This is a genomic window from Erysipelothrix larvae, from assembly GCF_001545095.1.
GTDB classification, from domain to species: domain Bacteria; phylum Bacillota_I; class Bacilli_A; order Erysipelotrichales; family Erysipelotrichaceae; genus Erysipelothrix; species Erysipelothrix larvae.
In genome coordinates this window covers 19,254-40,947 of the sequence record NZ_CP013213.1, presented here as the reverse complement: position 1 = coordinate 40,947, position 21,694 = coordinate 19,254, and the positions used below count along the sequence as shown (strand labels likewise).

Below are 21,694 nucleotides of genomic sequence, written 5' to 3'. Positions count from 1 at the left end.
CTCTATTCTACCATATCCTGTGCTTTTATGGTTCCATATTTAACAAACGGATACTTTAAAGCAATCCGTTCATATGCTATTCTTACCGTTTCAATATCTTGAGAAAAACCGACAATACTTGTCCCAGAACCACTCATACAAATACCATCTAAACCCAGCTTTTCAAGTCTGTGGATGACATTTTTGAGTTTTGGATAATAAGCGAGTACATTTTTCTGCATTTCATTGATTCGATTCACGATTATCGTTTGATAATCACCATCTTTACATGCTTGAATCATCGATTCTGTAATGACCGCATCATGCTCAAACGTCTGTATTCGTTTTAAGAAACGTTTTGTACTAATTCCATACGGTGGTTTTACAATCAAATAGTGTAAATCAATATTTAATGGAATCGGTTGAATCACATCCCCAATTCCTTGCACACGTGCAGGTTTATTGACTAAACAAAAGGGTGTGTCTTCGTCAATTTGGCGTCCAATGTCAATTTTTTCATCCAGAGTTAAATTCAGATTGTATTTTTCATCAATTAGATGAATAATTGCTGCAGCATCTGCAGAGCCACCACCCAGACCAGCTTGAGCTGGAATGTTTTTAACAATACGTACTGAGAAATTGTCTGTGATATTGTAGCGTTCTTTCATGAGCATAATCGCATGATATACTGTGTTTCTTTGATCAAGTGGTAAATAGTCTTTATTTGTTTGAAGCATCATCTTATCCGCAACATCCAAATACACCATGTCAAAAAGGTCAATTGGGACAATGACATTATCGAAATGTACCCCTTCACGATCTCGTTTCACAAGTTGCAGGGTTAATGTTACTTTAGCATATGCTTTTCTACGCATAGAGAACTCCGTATAACTTAATATAGTCATCATAGGAAAGCATGTCAGCACGTACCTTTTCATCAATACCACAAGAAGTAAGTACGGCATGATAATCGACATCAAGATTCAGTGTTTTGAGGTTGTTTGTGAGCGTTTTTCTTCTAAATTGGAAACAAGCTTTCACAAATGCAAAAAACGCCTTCTCATCATAAGGCATTTCAACAGCCTTAGGCGTTAAACTCACAACAATTGAATCCACATTAGGACGTGGATGAAACGACTCCTTAGACACGTTCATAACCGTCTTTACGTCGAAGTAGTATTGAATTTGAATGGTGAGCGCGCTGTATTCACGGGTATTTGGTTTTGCCGCGAGCCGTTCTCCAATTTCTTTTTGGACCATTAAGGTCATACCATACACATCTAACTCCATGAGTTTAAATAGAAGTGGTGTTGTGATGTAATACGGAAGGTTTGCACATACGCTAACTTTTTGACCTTTAAAACGGGAGAGGTCTGCCTTCATAAAATCTTGGAGGACTACTTCTACATTATCCAACTCACTCAAGGATGAACTGAGTACTTCAACCATATGGGGGTCAATTTCATACGCAATCACCTGTTTATACATGAGTGCGAGTTGTTGTGTTAAAGCCCCTAATCCAGGACCAATTTCCACAACCGTATCGCCACCATGACTCAATGACGCAATTTTGCGAACAACCGATGGATCAATAATAAAGTTTTGACCAAATTTTTTCTTTGCTCTTAACTCATATTCTTGAAGGTATGCCATGCTTACCTTTTTATTTGCGATTGTTTCCAAGAGCTTCACCACTTTCTAATGTTTGTTTGATATCTTCTTTAGTTAGACCCAACATATTCAAATACTTTAAGGAACGCTTCGCATTCATTCTGGGAATTGAATATGCTTTTGATAGTTTATCACGCAGTTGTTGGCTGTCTATTCTTCCAGAGAGCCCGAGTTCATGAAGCTCTTGGATTGTTAATGAGGCTTCGTTTACATCAAATACCGCAACACGACTCAATGCATCTAAAATCATTTCTGGTGATGCATGTTCAATCCCAACTTTTTTATTTTTGCGTGATTGTGATACATGTAAGCTTGCATGTTTACATGTTCCAACACGTTCAACAATCTTTCTTCGAATCATTTCTCCTGGGCCATCAGGGTCGGTAAACACAATAATCCCACGTTCTTTATTCAAAGCGTCACAAAGATCTAAAAACTTTTGTGAAACATGAAGTCCCGATGAAACGATGATATCCGCATTAACGCACGATTCAACTTTTTGCTTATCATGTTTTCCTTCAACTACAATTACTTCCTTAATATTCATCTTTTTCATAAATTCATTATATCACGACAATAAAAAAGGTTGAAAGTTTCAACCCATTAATGACTTTTTTCCTTTCTTGAATATGCGTTATATTCTTTAAGATTAAACGGTTCAATGCGCATTACTTTTAATGGATCTTCTTCACCAGGGAAGAATACTGGATTTTTAGGTTTTGACTTGAAGATTTCAATGATATCTTCAGCATCTTGAATGATTGTGTTCAATTTCATCGTGCCATAAATACGTGTGGGCAATACATAAATTGGAATTTCATTCTTTATGAACCGATCGTTATAATCCTTGACTCTATATCGTTGGTGAGGGCATACCATGATGATATCGTATCCACTGTAATCGCGCGCGGCTAAGCTAAAAGGAGAAAAATCAAACTGAACCATATCCTCTAAGTTTTGATTTGCTGCTTCTCTTCTAAGTTTTTGAACGAGCGCACTGGAAGACATACCGCCTCCACAGCTTATAAAGATTTTTATCATGAGTCTCACCACTTATTCTACGTTGCATTATACCACGAAATCAACGTGTATGAAAACTCTTAATGGATTGGCTTTCCAATACCCATATCACGACGCCACTTTGGTGCCTGAGTCATATCACTCCAATACTCATCCAACTCACTGATGAGCCCATCAATAATCGTTAGAAATGAGACTGCTAAATACGCCTCTTTTGTGTCTGAGTTTGTGACATTTGTGATTGTAATTATTTGATTGTCTTGTTTTTTGACCTGCTTGATGACACCTGTCCAGTTTCCTGGATATTCACAATTTGCCTGTATATATTCCGAGACATTGAATTGTTCATTTGTAGCATGCCAGCGAATCACTGCACTTTCTGTAAAGAAGTATCGAAGTGCGACTTTATCTTGTTTCGCAACACAATTCCAAAAATCAAGTACGTCGATCTGATCCATATAATACGCCTCATTTCTAATCCCTTTTATCTGGATATTATTTTATCATAGTGAAGCTTAAATACAAAAATACCTTGAGAACTGTTTTACGTCTCAAGGTATTTCGTGATTATCTATACACCACAACCCCATACACCATTAACACGTGTACGATTGTGCATTTCTAGTATTTGGACATCAAAGGTCTTCTTTGATCCCATGCTTATCATTGGGTTTGATTCTGATCCGATAAATAAATCAGTTTTTGAACCAGTTATTGATCCGCCGCGATCCACTACTATCGCTTTGAATGGAACTCCTGGAGTGATGCCACTGCCACTAACAGTGTGGTTTGTGACTTCAACTACAGTACAAAATGGAATATCTTGTGCTGTAGCGATGAGGTAATACCCTTCATACGTAACGCCCGTTTGCCACGTTCCGTCACTTTGACGTACCTCGTTATTTCCAACTGCGATCCCCGCAGCAGTTCCTCCGCGGTTATCAGATTGGTTACAGCCTGCACAGTCATACCCATAACGTGTAACACGTGATGATGTATAATATGCTCCAGGTTTCGCAACCTGGTTGTTTGAGTAGATTGTTGGTGTGGTTGAGTTTGTTACATCATTTTCTGGAATCTCAATCCGTGACAACATCTCATCGTCTCTGTTATATGCAACCATGTAAGATACTGTTTTTGTTCCTTGAACACCATCTTGCACCTTTGCATATAACCAGCTAGCGCCACCTGATACAGCCGCAACTCCGTCGCGTGTTATTGTTTCAGGCTCATCCAACATAATTGTTTCTTCTTCAAGTTCAAATCTATATGCTTCTTCGTCTTGAACATCTAATGTTGTGCTTAAGCTTGGATATGTAATTTCAACACTTGCATTTGCAGTTGTACATCCGCTTAAGACCGCTACCATGACTGTAAAAAAGACAATCATTGTAATTTTTTTCATTAAAAATGTCTCCTTTCAAAAAGACGAGGTGAGATTAACATAAATTTCAAGACTTGGTCAACTATTTGGGCTCGTAAGCAAAAAAAATTTTCCCTAGACAAGAAAAAAACCCACTCAATAGTAGGTTTCTGACATTTTTCTTTATTTGTGGGAAATTGTGTGATTCAACTAAATATTTGGCTAACATTCCGATTATCTAGGAGTTTTTTTCCAAACAAAACAAAAGGTAATGTTGTGACTACAAACTCACCTGCACCTACTTGAAGTGCCACAATCCAGAAAGGAATTTGTTCTAAATAAGCAAGCATCAATCCAATTACGATTGCATTAATAATCGTTGGCCACACATACGATAAGAGTCGTGGTTGTTTAAGGATCATGAGTAGACACACTAGTGTTGTAGCAAGTGTTCCCACAACCATATCCAACACCCCATAAGCACCAATTAAATTTGCGATAAATGTTCCCGCAATAATTCCCACCGCATTTTTCGGATTCACAAGTACAAGTATTAATAAGAACTCTGAGACCCGAAACTGCAGGGGTCCATACGATAAATTGTAAAGTCCAAATGTCAATGCAACATATAATGCCGCAATCATCCCTTGTATTACTAAACCTCGTGTTGTTATATCGAGATTTTTGATTCGATCAAATAATTTCATGTTCCACCTCACAAGCTAAAATTATATCACACCTTGTCTAAAAATTCGCCATACCCTTTTGATTCCATTTCTGATTTAGGAATAAACTTTAAGGCAGCAGAATTAATGCAATATCGAGTTCCGTCTTCTTTTTCCACTATTTGTGTGATCGGTTTTGTGAATGAAGGCCATCCACATCCTGCATCATACTTATCTTTTGATGAAAACAAGGGTTCCCCACTTACGATATCAACATAAATACCTTCTTCATAAAAATCATCATATTCTCCAGAAAATGGGTGTTCTGTACCGCCTTCTTGCGTTACATGATATTGTAAATCAGTTAATTTATCTTTCATAACGATTCGCCTCCATACTTAGTCTATCATCATCACAAACCTTTTTTATTGTGTGATGCTCATTGAGTCAGATTTAAATAGTTCTTCCATAAACGATCTTGCATTTCTTCATGGGACATTTCGAGGTGTTTTGCTAACGCTTCTGCAACATAAGAAACCATCGCTGGACGGTTTTCTTTTCCTCTAAAAGGAACGGGTGTTAAATAGGGACTATCCGTCTCAGTAATAATTCTATTCAAAGGAACAGTATCCACGACATCACGAACATTTTGACCGTTTTTAAAGGTAAATACACCTCCAACACCTAATGTGTATCCAAGCTCAATTCCAGTTTTTGCATGGGTTGTTGTTTCAGAAAAGCAATGCAAGATACCACATCGGTTCACAGGATGCGTTTTAAGCGTCTCTAGGACATCATCTACTGAACTTCGCATATGAATTGCTACTGGAAGGTTCTTCGCGTTGGCTCGCTCGATTTGTTGGATTAAGCGTGCTTTTTGCAAATCAACGTACGTCGTATCCCAATAATAGTCTAACCCAATTTCTCCAACAAATTTTACTTGTGGTGCATCTAAATATTGCATCATTTTGTCATACTCTTTATCCGATATTTCATGCACTGATCCTGGGTGTACCCCCACTGCAAAATCAAACATAGGGTCATTTTCCGCTTTTAAAAGTGCAAACTCTATTTCAGCTAAATTACCGCAAATGATACATATTTTTGTGACACCGTGTGCAAATGCTTCTTGTTTAATATCATCAAAGCGATCTTTGAGTGGATCACTTGCAATATGCGCATGACTGTCTATCCAACCATTCATATGTTTCCTACTTTCCAAGACAGAATCGGCTAAAGATTTCGTCTAATATATTGATATCTTGTTTCTGCATGATAACCGATGCAAGCTCAGTGTATGATTCATTGAGATCAAGGGTTACAAGGTCCAATTCAATTCCCATTTCAAGTGCCTTTTGCGCACGTTTCATTGCAGTAAGGCTTGCAGCGACTTGTGCAATATGACGACGATTCGAAAGTGTTGGTTGTTTTAAAGCAATTTGATGCTCTACATATAATGTATTGATTGCATCAACCAAATCTTTTACATCATGATTTAAGGCACTGACCGCAATACCCTCCTCTAAAACAGGGTGTATAAGGTCGGTCTTATTATATATAATCAAGCGTTCTTTGTTTTTTGTTTCCTCTAATAATGCTTTATCTTCATCATCCAAAGGTTTTGATGCATCAAAAACAATCAAGACGAGTTCTGCATCTTCCAATGCTTTGCGACTGCGTTGAATACCTATTTTTTCTACCGTATCATGGGTATCTCTGAGCCCTGCAGTATCAATAAGATGTAACGCCACATGCTCCAGTTTAATCCACCCTTCGACTAAATCTCGTGTTGTTCCTGCAACATCGGTCACAATCGCTTTATCTTCTTGAAGAAGCTCGTTAAGAATTGATGATTTCCCAACATTAGGTTTTCCTAAAATGACGGTTTTAACCCCTTCTTTTAAGATACGACCACTGCGTGATTTCTTAAGGATCGTTTCAAGGTCTGCAAGAAGAGCATTAACCCTTGGGTATACACTTTGTTGCGTTAACATTTCAACATCATCATATTCTGGATAATCAATGTTAACCTCAATGGTTGCGATAATTTCAAGAAGTCGATCTAAAAAAGGTTGTATTAAGTCTTTAATTTGTCCTTGTACACCAGAAATCGCCAGCTCGCGTGCAAATTCATTTTCAGATTGAATCAAGTCCATCACGGATTCAGCTTGTGTCAAATCGATTCTTCCATTGAGGTATGCACGTTGTGTAAACTCTCCAGGTTGTGCCATCCGTGCACCATTGGTCAAACACAGTTCAAGTACTTTTTGCGTAACTAATACACCACCGTGGCAACTAATCTCTACAATATCTTCTTTTGTATAGGTTTTTGGGGCCCGATACACTGTGCATAAGACTTCATCAATTATTTGATCGGTAAGGGGATCTTTTATGTGACCGTATTTCACCGTATGTGAGGGTTGTGATTGGATATCTCTTGTGAAGAGTTTATCTGCAATATCAATTGCATCACTTCCGCTCATTCGCACAACGGAGATTGCAGCCTCTTGGAGTGCTGTGATAATGGAGACAATCGTATCATTTAAATGTGACATTTATAATGTCCTCCTTTTAAAAAAAGGGCATATGCCCTTATACGTTAAATCTAAAGTGCATAATATCGCCATCTTGCACAATATATTCTTTGCCTTCAAGACGTAAACGACCCGCTTCTTTGATTCCTTGTTCTGATTTATATTTCATGAGATCATCAAATGAATACGTTTCTGCACGGATAAATCCTTTTTGGAAGTCTGTATGAATGACACCTGCACATTCTGGTGCTTTCATCCCATTAAGATAGGTCCACGCCCGAATTTCTTGAGGTCCGACTGTGAAAAATGTTCTTAAGTTAAGAATATCATAACTGTTTCTTACCAAAACATCCAATCCACTTTCCGCAACACCCATTTCATGTAAGAACATATCGCGTTCTTCATTCTCTAAGCTGGATAAATCTTCTTCTACTTTTGCGCAAATCCAAATAACACGGGTACCATTTTGGGCACCGTATGCTTTAACTGCTTGGTAATATTTATTTGATTCAGGATCAACCAAGGATGCTTCATCAAGATTTGCGACATAGATTACAGGTTTAGATGTTAGAAAATGGAAAGTGCGTGCAATTTTTTCTTCCGCTTCATCAAAACTTAAGATACGGATTGGCTTGTTTTCTTCTAAAACTGCTTTGCATCGCTTCAAGAGTTCAAATTCAGCTTTTGCATCCTTATCTACGGTTGATTTGCGTTCTACTTTACCAATGCGATTATCAACACTTTGTAAATCTGCTAGCATTAACTCAATGTCAATGATCTCAATGTCTGCAACAGGATCAATTGTCCCGTGAACATGGGTAATATCGTCATCATCAAAACAACGAACCACATGTAAAATCGCATCAACTTCTCGAATATTTGAAAGGAATTGATTTCCCAACCCTTCTCCTTTTGAAGCACCTTTAACAAGTCCAGCAATATCGGTGAACTCAAAGGTTGTAGGAATTACCTTCTTCGAATTAACAAGCGCTTGAATATCATCCAGACGTTTGTCATTTACTTTTACGACTCCAACATTTGGAGCGATGGTTGCAAACGGATAGTTTGCTGCTTCTACTTGCGATTTTGTAATCGCGTTAAATAATGTCGATTTACCCACATTAGGTAATCCAACAATTCCTGCTGTTAATGCCATTAATGTTCCTCACTTCTACTCACAACTTTTTTTAGTTTCTTTTCAAAATCTTGACGGGTGAGCATAATGACTGCACCACATCCTTGACACTTTATTTTTATATCTGCTCCCATGCGGGTTATCTGAAACACTTCAGATTTTTTGCATGGATGCTGTTTCTTCATTTGTACGATATCACCCATACCATATTCTGGTCTCATTCAAACGCCTCCTTTTGGGAATATGCTTCATATGTATTTTCTAATAAACTAGCAATCGTCATGGGTCCAACACCTTTGGGTACCGGTGTAATTGCAGTTACCTTGTCATATACATCGTTACAAACATCACCACGTAGTCCTGATTCCGTTCGATGTATTCCGACATCAATCACGATGTGGTGTTCATCAAAGTCCTCGGCACTAAACATTTCTTGTTTGCCAATCGCAACAACTATTATATCATGTTCTTTGATTAATGCTTTAAGGTTTTTTGTTTTTGAATGCGCAATCGTTACCGTCGCATTCGCACCTAATAGTAAGGTTGATACAGGTTTTCCAACTAAACGACTGCGTCCAATTACAAGCGCTCGTTTCCCTTCGAGTTCGATGTCATACGATTTGAGCAATGTCATGATTCCTTTTGGAGTACATGGAACAAATCGGGGTTGATTCATTTCTAAATATCCCACATTAATTGGATGTAAGCCATCCACATCTTTACTTGGATCGAGGGCTTCAATAATTGTTTGTTCATGGATATGTTTAGGAAGAGGGAGTTGTACGAGAATTCCATCGACTCCATCATCTTTATTAAGATGCTCTAATACATCAAGCACTTCTTGTTGTGTGCTATCTGTTTTCATATGTTGAACGGTTGATTTGAACCCCACTTGTTCACATTGTTTTGCTTTTGAATTTACATACGTTTGCGATGCTGGATCATCCCCTACAAGAATTACCGCGAGATGCGGTACGCGTTTTCCCTCTTCAACACGTTGTTGTACCTTTGTTTTTAAATTATCCTTAACAGTACTTGCTACTGTGTTTCCATATAGTATTTGTGTCATTCTTTCACCTTCCCACACCTAGATTACTTTGCCATTCTCTATATTAAGTATAATGGTTACTGGACCATCATTCACTAAAGATACTTTCATATCTGCTTGGAACACCCCTTCTTCAACAACAATTCCATGTCCACGCAGATGTTGATTAAATGCTTGGTAGAATTGATTCGCTTGATGTGGTTCCATTGCTTGAATGTAGCTTGGTCTATTTCCTTTTTTTGCATCCGCTGCAAGTGTGAATTGAGAAATTGATAAGATGGCGCCTTTTATATCAATAATACTCCGATTCATTACACCATTTTCATCATCAAAAAGACGAATCCCTGCAATCTTATCCGCTGCTTTTTGATAATCTTTTTCTGTATCACCTTCTACAAAGCCAACGAGAAGGACAAACCCTTCTGAGATTTCTCCCACTTTTTCGTGTTCTACAGAAACATGAGCATTTTTTACACGTTGAATTACTATTTTCATGATCAATACCTCTCCCATATTCTACAATACCTTATCATATAATGATAGGCGATATCATCTAAAAATCCACCAACTTTTTTGATTTTATCAAATGTGCTACAATATCTCCATATAGGGGGGCTCGTGATGATAAAATTTAGAGTATTTATGAGTCAAACATTTTCAAGTTCAGTGAAGCTAAAAATTTGTGGCGGTTCTATTGTTTTATCGGCGATTATTTTGTTTTTTGTAAATATGATTGATCCAGCAAATGAAGGGTTTGGGTTGCTTTATACTGTCTTGTTATATGGAAATATCATTTTATGTATCTATGTTTACTTAATCCATAATGCGCGAATTGATCTTGCAATGCTAAAGCGTAAAGCAAAAGAACAAGAATCACAGGAAGATTCATAAAATAAAACAACGATCCAACACATAATTAGTCTCGCTTTAGATGCTTTAAACAGCCCTTTTCGTGATACAATATGTGTAGGTGATTTTATGGGAAAACCGTTAGCACATGTACTGCGTCCAACATCAATTGATGACATTATTGGACAAGAACATCTATTTGGTAAAGATGGCGTTTTAAGACATATGGTCGAAAATGGAACGTTGTTTTCAATGATTCTTTTTGGCCCGCCAGGCACTGGAAAAACAACAGCTGCTATGGCAATTGCAGCTTCGCTTAACCGTCCTTATCGGATGTTTAATGCAGTGACTGATAATAAGAAGAAATTGGATCAGCTCTTTGTGGAGGCTCAAATGAGTTCGGGTCTTGTGGTGATTGTTGATGAAGTGCATCGTTTGAATAAGAATATTCAAGATGTCTTGTTGCCTCATATTGAGAATGGACTCATTACGATGATTGGTGCAACAACTTCTAATCCATACTTCGCAATAAACCCCGCAATTCGTTCTCGTGTTCATTTGTTTGAGTTTAATCCATTAACACCTGAACAAATTGTGACCATCCTCAAAAAAGCTTCAAGCACCTTAGAAGATATCGTGATTGATGATGATGTAATTACTACCCTTGCAAGTCAATGTAATGGCGATGCGCGTTATGCTTTAAATGGTTTAGAACTGATGACACTTGCAACAAACAGTAAACACATAACACGCGAGCTTATGAAGTCGCTCTCGTTATCGGTAAATCTTTCAATGGATAAAGACGATGATAACTATTATGATACACTGAGCGCATTCCAAAAATCAATTCGAGGCAGTGATGTGAATGGTGCTCTTTACTATCTTGCGAAACTTATTGAAGTTGGTGATTTTGATTCAATTGAGCGAAGATTACTTGTGACTGCATATGAAGACATTGGTCTTGCGAACCCTCAAGTGTGTGATCGTGTTGTAAATGCACTGGAAGCATGCCGAAAAATTGGGTTTCCTGAAGCGCGTATTTTATTAAGTCACGCAGTTATTGAATGTGCACTTTCACCAAAATCAAAAAGTGCTGAAGCAGCGATTGACCGAGCACTTGGAGCAATCCAGAATACAGCATATCAGGTTCCTAAATATCTTAGACTCAATGCTGTAGGTATGGACCCAGAAGCAATGTATGATTACAGTCGCCCTGATTTGTGGTATCAAATTCAATACTTACCCGATGGGCTTAAAGACAGTGAGTTTTATATCCCAGAGAATTTGAATTCACAAGAAAAAGCTTACGCAAATAATTATGAGACGTTAAAGAAGTATAAGCGGTACAACGATATTAAGAAGTTAAAGAAATCAAAAGAGAAGTAATACACAAAGAGCTGGACGGTTTATGATACCTCCAGCTCTTTTTTTCGTTCTTTGAGTTTAAAAAAGAACGTGTCTCCACGTTCTTTAATTGAATTACTTAATGTTTTCTAAGCTTGAGAATGCTTTAGCAACTGCAGCTTGGAATCCAGATGTTGTGATTGTTACTGTTGATGGAAGATCAGCTTCTCCAGCTGCTTCACTTGCTGTTTTACCAGCGAGCCATTCAACATACGCATCACGTTGTACATACCATTCGTTATCGCTATTCTTACCCATTCCGTAGTCGTCGCCTAATTCACCCTTAGTTTTAAGGATTCCTTTACCAGCAACAGTTCCGTCTTCAGCTACTGTAGCTCCACTTTGCATAACATCGATGAATGCGTGAACAACTTTACCGTCTGCATCTGTAGCGATTACAGCGATGTTTGTGTTAAGTTCAATTGCACCGTCTTTTGATGCTGTTGTGCTTGCTGTAGAGATTTGTACTGCACCTTCAACTTCAACAGCGTTCTTGCTTGCTGCTTCGATTGCTGCTAAGTAACCTTCAACTGAGATTGTAACTTTTGAAGTTAAATCTGACTCTGTTGGTACTGCTGGATGTGCTTCATCTTTTTCTTTAGTTTCCATAGCTAGTACTTCAGCTACAGTTTTTCCGATTGTCCAATCTTCTAAGTTTCCAATTTGTACATACCATTCAGCAAGAGCAGCTGGGTTTTTTGTAGCCATACCGTAGTCATCACCTTGTTCTTTTTTAGTTCCTGGTACTGACTCACCTGTGATATTTCCTTCAAGATCAAAAGAAATTGAATTTTGAGCTACGTCAATGTATGTAGATACGATTTTGTCGCCTTCTAATACGATTGTTGCGTAGTAAGTATTGATTGAGAATTTACCCTCTGCTTCTTCAGTAGCTGGTGTTACAGATTCAGTTGTAACAATCCCTGTACCAATCTTCAATGCTGCAGTTTCACCTGCTGGGGTATCATTGTCATTGCTTCCACATGCTGTTAATACAAGCAGTGAAGCTAGCAATAATCCTGCTAATTTTTTCATTATGAAACTTCCTCCTTCGTTTCCCTTATATCATACAAAGGGATGGCCGTAATTTCAAACCACACTTTACAGATTTTCTATGCTATTTTCATTCTTTTAGTAAATAAGTATAAGTTATGGCGTTCGTTTGTGAAATTTTAAGCATATTGCACACGATTAATTCGGTTTGAAGGGAACTTTATCTTTTTCAATTTAAATTTAGAATGAGGAATTTACAATTTCTTCAAATGGATTTGCTTCAGTGATATCGATCGTGTTTATATCCATCTGATGTCTAAACCATGTCCATTGGCGCTTTGCAAATCTCCGAGTATCTCTTTTAATTAATGCTTTAGTTTGGTCAAGATCTTGATTTCCCAGGAAATATTCTTTAAATTCCCGATACCCAATTGCTTGTGCACTTTGATGCATAAAGAATTCTGTGTCATTTTGGTAAAGTGCAAGAACCTCTTCTTTAAGCCCTGACTCAAACATGTGTTCAACACGCTGATCCATACGCTCATACATCACTTCACGAGGGCCCGTAAGAAAGTAAATATCCGCATCAATCACTTGGATATCTTTTTGATTATCGGTGCGTTCTTGTTGTGTCTTTTGCGTCCTAACATATGCACTTAAAGCACGTACGACACGTTTACGATTGTTTGGATGGAGTTTCTGTGCCGCATGTGGATCATAAGTAACAAGCTTTTGGTAAAGTGCCTCATCCGATTCCTCGTCCACTTGAATCTCAATTTCTGGTTCATCATTAAAGCGATAATCAAACAGCAGTGCTTTTAGATAAAGTCCAGTACCACCGACTACAATCACTTGTTTTCCTCTATCTTGGATCTCTTTGATGCAAGCACGTGCTTCCTTTTGAAATTGCGCGACATCATAGGATTCACTGTAGGATCGAATATCGATTAAGTGATGTTTGATCCCTTGTTGTTCTTTAAGGGTTGGCTTTGCACTGCCAATATTAAATTCTTTATACACCGCTACGGAATCTGCACTGATGATTTCAGCGTTATATTTTTTGGCGAGTTGAATCGCAGTGTTACTTTTTCCTGAAGCAGTGATTCCTGCAATGACGTATACCTTATTCATCGTTTGAACTCTCTTTCAAGTGAATGATGGTCCATCAGAATTAAAGTTGGCCTTCCGTGTGGACAGTGGAAAGGTTGTTCACAACGTCTCAAACTTTCAATAAGTTGTTGCATTTCTTCTTGTGAAAGATACTCATTGAAACGAACTGAGCTATGACAAGCTAAAGTTGCAATTGACAAACGTCGCATTGATTCAATATCAACCGTTTTCTCTTCTTCAAAGGTATCTAATATTTCTTCAGCAAAAGACTTCACATCCGCATCTTTTAACCAAGCAGGAATTTCACGAACAATTAATGATGTTTCATCAAAGGGTTCAATATCGATTTGAACTGCATTAAAGATTTGTATGAGTTCGCCTAGACGTGAGAGTGCTTTTTGTCTCCCTTCTAATAGAACTGGCATCAACAGTGGTTGAGTCGGGTATTGGTTATGAAGAAGCATGGATTGATAGTATTCATAACGAATGCGTTCCATTGCAGCATGTTGATCAATAATATAGAGTCCTTGATCACCTTGCGCCAAAATATACTTTCCACTCATTTGTGATAGAACAGTCAAGGGTTCTATACGGGATGATTCAACGTCTTCAATATCTTCTTCAACTTTCAAATCCTCCAAAATAATTGGCTCATAATCAGTCTCTGTTTCTTCGCTGTTATGATTTAATTCAATTACCGCTTCTTGCGTTACAGAAAGCGTTTCTTCTTCTGATTTCAAGACTGGAACAAACGGTGCGGGAGTGGTTTCAATGAGATCTTGTTTAAAATCAACTTGTTCTTCCCGGGGTTTTTCTTTAAAAACACGGGCTGTAACTGTTGTGGTATTGAGTGAGTTTTCAATGGTATTCAGGACACATTGAATGAGATCTTCTTCTTTTGATATGCGTACTTCCCACTTACTTGGGTGAACATTCACGTCAACAAGGTGTGGATCAACTGTGATGTTTATCACTGCAATTGGAAATCTGCCTTGAGGCATATAACGCTTGTATGCTTCGATGATTGCATTTTGTACTTTTGGAATTCGTACCATTCGACCATTTAAATATATCCAAAGAGCATATCGATTTGCTCGATTATGTTGAGGTAACGCTAAAATACCTTCAATCTTAAAATCGAAGGTTTCTCCTTGAAATGATTTTGAATCACGCGCTATAGTTGGTCCAAAAACTTGGAGGAAAACATCCTTGAGTTGTCCAGTGCCATAGGTTCGAAATGTTTCTGCACCATCATTCATTAATATAAAGCTTACGTGAGGATTGGACATCGCGAATTTTTGAACTATGTCAACGATAATAGAATACTCATATCGTACATTCTTAATGTATTTTAGTCGCGCAGGTACTTTTGAAAATAAGCTTGTAATCCGAACAGTGGTTCCCTTGTTTCGGGCAAACCGTTGGAATGAAATTTCTTGTCCATTATCAATGACAATTTCATGTCCCTTTTGGCCATCGTGAGAATTTGCATTCACAATACTAACGGAAGCTATGGATGGTAAAGCTTCACCCCTAAATCCAAAGGTATGTATGTGACTTAGGTCTTGTGCTTTTGATACTTTACTGGTTGAATGGCGTTTAAATGCGTTTTTAAGATCTTCCTCATCCATTCCCTCTCCATTATCAATCACTGCTATTTCTTGCATACCCCCTTCACGCACATGAATCTCAATGTGTGTTGCTTGGGCATCCAATGAGTTTTCTACAAGTTCTTTTACAATACCTGAAGGGCGTTCTACAACTTCTCCTGCCGCAATCATATTGGCAAGGTGTGCATCCATGACTTGAATTTTAGCCATTATCATCCCTCATTTCTTTTTGTATTTCTGCTAAGAATGTGAGTGCTTCAAGTGGTGTCATTTGATTTACATCTACCTGAGCTAACATTCCTTGTACTTTGCGGTAGCTGTCAGATGTTTTTTCCACAACGACAACTTTACGTTCAAGGTCTATCGCTCCTTTTTGTGCTTCAAAACGAACGAGGTTTTCTTTTGCGTGTTCAATCACTTTATTAGGTAGATGTGCTAATCGTGCAACATTGATCCCATAGGAACGGTCCGCACCACCGGGAACTACTTTATATAAGAAGGTAACATGTTCGTTCTCTTCATGCACCTCTACGTGAATGTTTGTTACCGTGTCAAGACTTTTCTCAAGTGCAACAAGCTCATGGTAATGTGTTGAAAATATCGTCTTTGCATGAACAATATGTGCAAGATATTCAACGATTGCTTGAGCAAGTGCCATACCGTCATAGGTAGCAGTCCCTCGCCCAATTTCATCAAAAAGGATCAAGGATTCTGCTGTAGCATTCATAAGCGCGTTTTGTGCCTCAATCATTTCAATCATAAACGTCGATTGACCCAGTAGGATGTCATCATTAGCACCCATACGTGTAAAGATTTGGTCTACGATTGACAACTCCATTGCATCACATGGAACAAAGCATCCCATTTGGGCTAAAATCACATTAATTGCTACCATGCGCATATACGTGCTCTTACCACCCATATTAGGACCGGTTAAGATTTTAATAAGTTGCTTTGAACTAAATGTTGCATCGTTTGCGACATAGTTTTGTGCTCCCATTTGTACTTCCAGTACAGGGTGGCGACCATTTTCAATCTTTAACACATTATGATTTGAAAATGTTGGTTTTACATACCCTGGAAGTGATGACACCTCTGTGTAGGCACACAAGACATCCAGTCGTGCGATGCCATCCCCTATAGTATGAATTGTGTGTGCATAGGTTGAAACATACTCAACATATTGTTTTAGAAGTTCTTGTTCGATTTCTAAAATGCGATCACTCGCTTTGAGGATTTTCGTTTCATATGTTTGAAGTTCTTCGCTGATGTATCGTTCAACATTTGTGAGCGTTTGTCTTCGAATATACCCAAAGGAATCGTCCACATTTTGCACTTGTCCTTTTGAAATTTCAATATAATATCCAAAAGCGCGTGTATATCCAACTTTTAGATTTTTAATTCCTGTTTTTTCTTTTTCTTTTGCTTCATACTCTAAAAGCCATTTTTTCCCATCTTTTGTAAGAGTAATTAGCTCATCCAATTCTTTGTTGATGTTTGGTTTAAATGTTTTTCCATCTTTAAGTTGAACTGGAGCATCATCAAAAATTGCTTGGTCAAGGGATTGATAAACATCTTTGAGTTGTGGTGTTTGGGTGATGAAATTAAAACATTCAAATTCTTTTAGTGTATCAGAAATCGTATGATACAATCCCAACGTCTTTTTAAGTCTTACTAAGTCTTGGGCATTGCATTTTCCTGTTGAGATACGTGCTATAACACGTTGGATATCATAGGTATCTGATAATGCAGAAATAACTGTGTGATATTCAAGACGTGCGTTTTGGAGAGTCTCAATCTGATGATGTCTTTGTTTTATACGATCCATAGACACTAAAGGTTGCATAATATCTTCTCTTAATAGACGTGAACCCAGTGTTGTGTGTGTTCGATTTACAAACGAATACAGTGATAATGTCTTATCTGATTCGTGACTTAATAGTTCTAGGTTTCTGAGTGTTGCATAGTCCATGCGCATGTATGATTCATCATTTAACACCACAATATCACTCAAATGCATTAAGGTTCTTTTTTGTGTAGAGAATAGATAATGTACCAAACGTTGATATCCTGTTTGAATTGCTTTTTCTTGATGTTTATACTTTGAATCCAAGCCATCTTCAGTCGAAAAAACAACATTCACTTTTTCTTGAAGTGTCTGTTTTGCCTTTTCACTAAATTCACTGCCAACTACGAGTTCAAAGATTGAGTATTGTTTGATGATTTTGATGATTTCGGATTCTTGGTTCATAACGCGGATTGCGCGCATGGATCCACTTGAAATATCACACATAACAAATGTTGCATAAACAAGGTCTTCGGTCAACGACGCAATCTGTCTGAATCCAGAATCGTCTTGTTCAAGATATGTTCCCGGTGTTACAACTTCAACGACTTCGCGTCGTACAAGGCCTTTTGCTTCTTTTGGATCTTCAACTTGCTCAACAATCGCAACTTTATATCCGTTTGATATGAGTTTTTGAATGTACGATTTTGATGCATGATAAGGGACACCACACATCGGTGCTTTTTGGTTTTTTCCTGCACCACGACTTGTTAGAACAAGGTCTAGTACTTTAGATGCAATAATTGCATCATCAAAAAACAGTTCATAAAAGTCGCCCAATCGATAAAACACCAATGCATCATTGGTGTTCTCCTTTATTTCCATATATTGTTGGAGCATTGGTGTCAATGTTTCCTTGTTCATTTAAGATTCCTCACTCTGACTAACATCTTTTTCTTTCATTCGTTTATTCACTTCTTTTTGTAGCATGTAAGCTCCAGCACCATACGATAAGATATATCCTATCCGCGCTTTAACAATACGTGATACACCTTGGTGGTGTAATCCTTCAACATTAATGTCATCATCGTCTTTCAACGTTACAATAAGGCGTGTTGGCATACTTGAAATTTCAGTAATATTATCAATTCCACCCAATCGTTCGATGAAATCAGTGGTATCATCGTCTTTACTTCCGACATTTAATACATCCATTGCGAGCTTGCTGTAATAGAAGCGTGTAACACCAAAGTAAATAAAGAATACGATTGCACCAAAGAGTACAAGAATCCAAATTTGATCTGTGCTTACGTTATTGCGTGCTAAACCAATTAGATCAATAAGGTTCCCAGGATTGGCTGCGCCTAGTACATTTAAAAACGAGAATCCAATGGTCACTGAGAATCCTGTTAATACGGCATTCACAAACCCAACCATAAAGATATGGAAGAGATAAAGCAGTGGTGATGTTAGGAGCATAAAGAGTTCTACTTGGTCTAAAATCCCTGACAACATTGAGAGAACAAACAAGAATACTGCCACTCCAATTAATCGTGTTCTTCGTTTACGATCTGAAACGGAGGTGAATACTGCCGTGATATACCCAGGGATTGCGAAGAGATTCAATACATAAAACGCTGTTGAGTATCTTCCAGCACCACCAATTCCAAGGATTGCAAGATTTGAATTGAGTTGGCCTTGCCAGATATTAATATCTCCGACTAATGTGACATTATTTAAATCGTTCCATGTCCCACCTAAAGATCCCAACCACATTTCAGCACGTACAATATCATTCAATCCAAGTAATGATGTAAAGCGTTCGAGGGTTCCAAAAGCAAAGAGTGTCATAGGATTGTAGACATCACTTGCGATAAAACGAAGAATACCATAAATCCAGTCAATGAATACAGGCCAATAGTTTGCCATTAAGAGTCCAAAAACAAAGGACAAGATAGCACAGTAGATAAATCTAAAGAGACTCGCATCAAAAATTGCGAGTACATTAAAGAGTTTTGCTCCAAAGTTTCGTTTATATACCCAACGAACAATAAAGTATACACCAATTAATCCAAACACGCCTGTGCGCATTAGTTTGGTACTTGTAGTGCCTACGGTATATGATATGTTTGGAACATATGAATTACTGGATAAATTTTGTGGCGCAAAAAGTAAGATTGCCATCAAGAAAATTGCATACGATGCAACACCAATAATCGTCATGTTCTTGTCGTCTGTTCTTAATTGCAATAATTTCACAAAAATTGTTATTGGAAAGTATGTTAAAATAAGAGAACCACAAACCAACAAGGTTTGTGTTACTTGTGTGATATTAGTTGTATCTAGTTTTAATACTTCATGAATAAATGGATTTCCTAATAGAGATCCAACACCAACAAGCAGCGCACCAAAAAGCGCTAACTTAAGAGGTAGGTTTAAATTCTCATAATATGTTTGAAAACGATTCATATTTGCACCTCGTCATTATACTCATTCATTATACACTAAAATCTCTCAATTTAAAAAGGAGGAACGTATGACAAATCGTTTCAATGAGAGCCGAAAAAAATTCACATTGGATTGGATTCTCGTATCAATCATCGCTTTTAATGGATTGCTTGGTATTATCGGTATTTATTTGGCTGCTCCATTAAATAATGGAAACACGAGTGCTGACTTTATTATTAGACAATTATTTTGGTTTGCGGTTAGTATTGTATTGGTTTATATTATTCTGAAGATGGGAACTGACCGTTTATTTACACTCGCTTACCCACTCTATTTTATACTGATGATTCTTTTATTCTTCCAAGTCTTAGCAAGCAAACAAATTATAACGACTTCACTTATTCCTTGGAGAAATGGTGCATATGCTTGGTATGATATCCCCGGGATTGGTTCCTTTCAACCCAGTGAATTTATGAAGATTGTATTGTTGTTGATTGGTGCGAATATTATTATGAAACATAATGAAGAACGCACAAAATTTAGTTTTAAAGATGATGTGAAATTATTAATGAAACTCGCAGTTTATGTATTACCTGCACTGATCTTTATCTTCTTACAACCTGATACAGGGGTTCCAATTATTATTGTAATCAGCTTTGCAGTGATGTTCTTTATGTCTGGCGTTCGACGAGAATGGTTTATCATTATTGGTTCTGCTGCATGTGTTGTGTTCTTTGGAATTATTTATCTTTACTATAACGACCCTCAAACACTGAATGCACTATTTGGTGGTTCTGGAACCAACTATCGGTTGGATCGTTTTTATGGCTGGCTAGATTTCGAGAAATACTCAATTGATCAAGGGCACCAACTTTACCGTGCGATATCTTCAATAGGTACTGCCGGTTGGACAGGCCATCCGCTTAAATCTGTAGTCTTAGTTTACCCAGAATCACGCACTGACTTTATCTTTGCAGTTTTAGCACAAAACTTTGGATTTATGGGAGCAGTTGTTGTGATTGTTGCTTGTTTCTCACTTGATTTGCGACTTGCTTATATCACCTATAGAAGTGATTTAATGCGAGAAAGAACTGTAATGGCTGGGGTATTGGGATTGCTTATATTCCAACATTTTCAAAATATTGGAATGGTTGTTGGATTGCTTCCAATCACAGGGATTACGCTTCCCTTGATATCACAAGGTGGTTCCTCGCTTGTATCGTATATGATTCCTTTCGCGATTGCATTCCATATGTACAGTGAAATTCAAAACGCCCATCAACATTAGAAGAGGGCGTTTAATCTTTCAATATAAGATATTGATTTATAATGCGCAAAGCGCATTTTTTTTATGTTGTGCTTAATTTCTAAATGCTCAATATTATCGAGATGAATGTGCAAATGATCATAACACAATAAAGCATGTTCAAAGCTATCACTTGAAAATTGAATAATAGTGTCAGGATCTAATATAAGTGGTGCAGCAAGGCTTCGTGCGTGGCGATGATGAATGCCAGATATTTCCGTTACTTGGAGTAAATCTAGATTACAATAAATTACTGCGCCTCCAATCGATCGGTTGTACGCAGTCGATCCATGTTGTCCCGATACACATAAGCCATTTCCTCTAAAGAACTCAAAGTATTCACCATTAAGGGATACTTCAATATTTTGTGTCTTAACAATGTTCTCAACACGAATTTCATTTAGTGCAAAGAAAGAATGTTTACTTCCATCTTTACCAAAACAGGTCACCTCTAAAATGCGTTTATCATCATAAGTTGGCTCTTTATGCGTCACATCATCAAAGAACTCTTCAATGTTTTCTAAGATATAATCTGTAGAAAATCCTAAAGTTCCGGTATGTATCCCAACAAATGATATCGAATCTATTTTATCAAGATAACGATGAAATGCATGGAGTAAGGTTCCATCACCACCAATGCAAATGACGAGTTCTGGATTTTGTGGATCGTAAATGCACCCACGTTTGCTTAATTCGTCTTTTACTGTGTTCTCTAACTCGTATGAGAAATTATCCCTACGAGTCTCAATTGTGAATCGTATCATACGCTCTTC

General features: G+C 37.6%; 23 protein-coding genes. 3 read left to right on the top strand and 20 right to left on the bottom strand.

The window, feature by feature from the left end; all coding sequences use genetic code 11:
• Positions 1 to 2: 2 nt before the first annotated feature.
• From ispE to dtd, 14 genes are all read right to left on the bottom strand, one after another.
• Positions 3 to 854 carry a 4-(cytidine 5'-diphospho)-2-C-methyl-D-erythritol kinase gene (ispE, locus tag AOC36_RS00205; protein WP_067629702.1) on the bottom strand — a complete coding sequence of 284 codons (852 nt, stop codon included), beginning with the start codon at positions 852 to 854 and terminating at the stop codon, positions 3 to 5.
• Positions 847 to 1,671, bottom strand: coding sequence for a 16S rRNA (adenine(1518)-N(6)/adenine(1519)-N(6))-dimethyltransferase RsmA (gene rsmA, locus AOC36_RS00200; protein WP_232505401.1), 825 nt, complete (start codon positions 1,669 to 1,671; stop codon positions 847 to 849). The genes ispE and rsmA overlap by 8 nt, the downstream gene beginning before the upstream one ends.
• Complete coding sequence (gene rnmV, locus AOC36_RS00195) at positions 1,643 to 2,206, bottom strand: ribonuclease M5 (RefSeq protein WP_067629694.1); 564 nt, start codon at positions 2,204 to 2,206, stop codon at positions 1,643 to 1,645. The genes rsmA and rnmV overlap by 29 nt, the downstream gene beginning before the upstream one ends.
• A gap of 47 nt (positions 2,207 to 2,253) precedes the next feature.
• The gene (locus AOC36_RS00190; protein WP_078055011.1) at positions 2,254 to 2,691 is read right to left on the bottom strand and encodes a PTS sugar transporter subunit IIB; all 438 of its coding nucleotides are present in this window, start codon (positions 2,689 to 2,691) and stop codon (positions 2,254 to 2,256) included.
• Positions 2,692 to 2,750: 59 nt separating this feature from the next.
• Positions 2,751 to 3,128, bottom strand: coding sequence for a hypothetical protein (locus AOC36_RS00185; protein ID WP_067629688.1), 378 nt, complete (start codon positions 3,126 to 3,128; stop codon positions 2,751 to 2,753).
• Between the two features lie 113 nt (positions 3,129 to 3,241).
• Positions 3,242 to 4,075: an RlpA-like double-psi beta-barrel domain-containing protein gene (locus tag AOC36_RS00180; protein WP_067629685.1), complete on the bottom strand. Its 834-nt coding sequence runs from the start codon at positions 4,073 to 4,075 to the stop codon at positions 3,242 to 3,244.
• Positions 4,076 to 4,239: 164 nt separating this feature from the next.
• A complete protein-coding gene (locus AOC36_RS00175; RefSeq protein WP_067629682.1) occupies positions 4,240 to 4,740 on the bottom strand; it encodes a QueT transporter family protein in 501 nt (166 codons plus the stop codon).
• Positions 4,741 to 4,766: 26 nt separating this feature from the next.
• The gene (gene msrB, locus AOC36_RS00170) at positions 4,767 to 5,078 is read right to left on the bottom strand and encodes a peptide-methionine (R)-S-oxide reductase (protein ID WP_067629679.1); all 312 of its coding nucleotides are present in this window, start codon (positions 5,076 to 5,078) and stop codon (positions 4,767 to 4,769) included.
• Between the two features lie 59 nt (positions 5,079 to 5,137).
• Complete coding sequence (locus tag AOC36_RS00165) at positions 5,138 to 5,902, bottom strand: TatD family hydrolase (protein ID WP_067629676.1); 765 nt, start codon at positions 5,900 to 5,902, stop codon at positions 5,138 to 5,140.
• 7 nt (positions 5,903 to 5,909) lie between these two features.
• On the bottom strand, positions 5,910 to 7,253 hold the full coding sequence (gene mnmE / locus AOC36_RS00160) for a tRNA uridine-5-carboxymethylaminomethyl(34) synthesis GTPase MnmE (RefSeq protein ID WP_067629673.1): 1,344 nt from the start codon (positions 7,251 to 7,253) through the stop codon (positions 5,910 to 5,912).
• Between the two features lie 37 nt (positions 7,254 to 7,290).
• Entirely contained in the window at positions 7,291 to 8,388 is a 1,098-nt protein-coding gene (gene ychF, locus AOC36_RS00155; RefSeq protein WP_067629670.1) for a redox-regulated ATPase YchF, read from the bottom strand.
• Positions 8,388 to 8,588, bottom strand: coding sequence for a DUF951 domain-containing protein (locus AOC36_RS00150; protein ID WP_067629667.1), 201 nt, complete (start codon positions 8,586 to 8,588; stop codon positions 8,388 to 8,390). Before AOC36_RS00150 ends, ychF begins: the two co-directional genes overlap by 1 nt.
• A complete protein-coding gene (gene folD, locus AOC36_RS00145; RefSeq protein ID WP_067629664.1) occupies positions 8,585 to 9,436 on the bottom strand; it encodes a bifunctional methylenetetrahydrofolate dehydrogenase/methenyltetrahydrofolate cyclohydrolase FolD in 852 nt (283 codons plus the stop codon). Before folD ends, AOC36_RS00150 begins: the two co-directional genes overlap by 4 nt.
• Positions 9,437 to 9,454: 18 nt before the next feature.
• The gene (gene dtd, locus AOC36_RS00140) at positions 9,455 to 9,910 is read right to left on the bottom strand and encodes a D-aminoacyl-tRNA deacylase (RefSeq protein ID WP_067629661.1); all 456 of its coding nucleotides are present in this window, start codon (positions 9,908 to 9,910) and stop codon (positions 9,455 to 9,457) included.
• Positions 9,911 to 10,036: 126 nt separating this feature from the next.
• Here dtd and AOC36_RS00135 point away from each other — a divergent pair, with 126 nt between their 5' ends.
• Together AOC36_RS00135 and AOC36_RS00130 are read left to right on the top strand one after the other, a co-directional pair.
• Positions 10,037 to 10,306 carry a hypothetical protein gene (locus AOC36_RS00135; RefSeq protein WP_067629658.1) on the top strand — a complete coding sequence of 90 codons (270 nt, stop codon included), beginning with the start codon at positions 10,037 to 10,039 and terminating at the stop codon, positions 10,304 to 10,306.
• An 87-nt stretch (positions 10,307 to 10,393) separates the two neighbouring features.
• Positions 10,394 to 11,650: a replication-associated recombination protein A gene (locus AOC36_RS00130; RefSeq protein WP_067629655.1), complete on the top strand. Its 1,257-nt coding sequence runs from the start codon at positions 10,394 to 10,396 to the stop codon at positions 11,648 to 11,650.
• A 93-nt stretch (positions 11,651 to 11,743) separates the two neighbouring features.
• On the opposite strand, the gene AOC36_RS00125 is transcribed toward AOC36_RS00130, so the two are convergent.
• The 5 genes from AOC36_RS00125 to AOC36_RS00105 form a co-directional block, all read right to left on the bottom strand.
• Positions 11,744 to 12,703, bottom strand: a complete 960-nt coding sequence (locus AOC36_RS00125; RefSeq protein ID WP_067629650.1) for a hypothetical protein — start codon at positions 12,701 to 12,703, stop codon at positions 11,744 to 11,746.
• A 198-nt stretch (positions 12,704 to 12,901) separates the two neighbouring features.
• Positions 12,902 to 13,792 (bottom strand): tRNA (adenosine(37)-N6)-dimethylallyltransferase MiaA, encoded by an 891-nt coding sequence (miaA, locus tag AOC36_RS00120; protein WP_067629647.1) that lies wholly within the window; start codon positions 13,790 to 13,792, stop codon positions 12,902 to 12,904.
• Positions 13,789 to 15,591 carry a DNA mismatch repair endonuclease MutL gene (mutL, locus tag AOC36_RS00115; protein WP_067629645.1) on the bottom strand — a complete coding sequence of 601 codons (1,803 nt, stop codon included), beginning with the start codon at positions 15,589 to 15,591 and terminating at the stop codon, positions 13,789 to 13,791. The genes miaA and mutL overlap by 4 nt, the downstream gene beginning before the upstream one ends.
• Positions 15,584 to 18,091, bottom strand: coding sequence for a DNA mismatch repair protein MutS (mutS, locus tag AOC36_RS00110; protein WP_067629643.1), 2,508 nt, complete (start codon positions 18,089 to 18,091; stop codon positions 15,584 to 15,586). Before mutS ends, mutL begins: the two co-directional genes overlap by 8 nt.
• On the bottom strand, positions 18,092 to 19,636 hold the full coding sequence (locus AOC36_RS00105) for a PTS sugar transporter subunit IIBC family protein (protein WP_067629641.1): 1,545 nt from the start codon (positions 19,634 to 19,636) through the stop codon (positions 18,092 to 18,094). It abuts the gene before it with no gap.
• A gap of 67 nt (positions 19,637 to 19,703) precedes the next feature.
• On the opposite strand from AOC36_RS00105, the gene AOC36_RS00100 reads away from it, so the two are divergent.
• Positions 19,704 to 20,903, top strand: a complete 1,200-nt coding sequence (locus AOC36_RS00100) for an FtsW/RodA/SpoVE family cell cycle protein (protein ID WP_067629638.1) — start codon at positions 19,704 to 19,706, stop codon at positions 20,901 to 20,903.
• Here the strand turns inward: AOC36_RS00100 and AOC36_RS00095 are convergent.
• The gene (locus tag AOC36_RS00095) at positions 20,900 to 21,685 is read right to left on the bottom strand and encodes an NAD kinase (protein WP_067629635.1); all 786 of its coding nucleotides are present in this window, start codon (positions 21,683 to 21,685) and stop codon (positions 20,900 to 20,902) included. The genes AOC36_RS00100 and AOC36_RS00095 overlap by 4 nt on opposite strands.
• Between the last annotated feature and the right edge of the window lie 9 nt (positions 21,686 to 21,694).

Coding starts and splice junctions, on each gene's coding strand:
- AOC36_RS00095 (WP_067629635.1), bottom strand. CDS start 21,685: ATGATACGATTCACAATTGAGACTCGTAGGGATAATTTCTCATACGAG.
- miaA (WP_067629647.1), bottom strand. CDS start 13,792: ATGAATAAGGTATACGTCATTGCAGGAATCACTGCTTCAGGAAAAAGT.
- AOC36_RS00130 (WP_067629655.1), top strand. CDS start 10,394: ATGGGAAAACCGTTAGCACATGTACTGCGTCCAACATCAATTGATGAC.
- folD (WP_067629664.1), bottom strand. CDS start 9,436: ATGACACAAATACTATATGGAAACACAGTAGCAAGTACTGTTAAGGAT.
- AOC36_RS00105 (WP_067629641.1), bottom strand. CDS start 19,636: ATGAATCGTTTTCAAACATATTATGAGAATTTAAACCTACCTCTTAAG.
- AOC36_RS00165 (WP_067629676.1), bottom strand. CDS start 5,902: ATGAATGGTTGGATAGACAGTCATGCGCATATTGCAAGTGATCCACTC.
- mnmE (WP_067629673.1), bottom strand. CDS start 7,253: ATGTCACATTTAAATGATACGATTGTCTCCATTATCACAGCACTCCAA.
- ychF (WP_067629670.1), bottom strand. CDS start 8,388: ATGGCATTAACAGCAGGAATTGTTGGATTACCTAATGTGGGTAAATCG.
- dtd (WP_067629661.1), bottom strand. CDS start 9,910: ATGAAAATAGTAATTCAACGTGTAAAAAATGCTCATGTTTCTGTAGAA.
- AOC36_RS00175 (WP_067629682.1), bottom strand. CDS start 4,740: ATGAAATTATTTGATCGAATCAAAAATCTCGATATAACAACACGAGGT.
- AOC36_RS00135 (WP_067629658.1), top strand. CDS start 10,037: ATGATAAAATTTAGAGTATTTATGAGTCAAACATTTTCAAGTTCAGTG.
- AOC36_RS00100 (WP_067629638.1), top strand. CDS start 19,704: ATGACAAATCGTTTCAATGAGAGCCGAAAAAAATTCACATTGGATTGG.
- AOC36_RS00150 (WP_067629667.1), bottom strand. CDS start 8,588: ATGAGACCAGAATATGGTATGGGTGATATCGTACAAATGAAGAAACAG.
- AOC36_RS00185 (WP_067629688.1), bottom strand. CDS start 3,128: ATGGATCAGATCGACGTACTTGATTTTTGGAATTGTGTTGCGAAACAA.
- ispE (WP_067629702.1), bottom strand. CDS start 854: ATGCGTAGAAAAGCATATGCTAAAGTAACATTAACCCTGCAACTTGTG.
- AOC36_RS00125 (WP_067629650.1), bottom strand. CDS start 12,703: ATGAAAAAATTAGCAGGATTATTGCTAGCTTCACTGCTTGTATTAACA.
- msrB (WP_067629679.1), bottom strand. CDS start 5,078: ATGAAAGATAAATTAACTGATTTACAATATCATGTAACGCAAGAAGGC.
- AOC36_RS00180 (WP_067629685.1), bottom strand. CDS start 4,075: ATGAAAAAAATTACAATGATTGTCTTTTTTACAGTCATGGTAGCGGTC.
- mutL (WP_067629645.1), bottom strand. CDS start 15,591: ATGGCTAAAATTCAAGTCATGGATGCACACCTTGCCAATATGATTGCG.
- mutS (WP_067629643.1), bottom strand. CDS start 18,091: ATGAACAAGGAAACATTGACACCAATGCTCCAACAATATATGGAAATA.
- AOC36_RS00190 (WP_078055011.1), bottom strand. CDS start 2,691: ATGATAAAAATCTTTATAAGCTGTGGAGGCGGTATGTCTTCCAGTGCG.
- rnmV (WP_067629694.1), bottom strand. CDS start 2,206: ATGAAAAAGATGAATATTAAGGAAGTAATTGTAGTTGAAGGAAAACAT.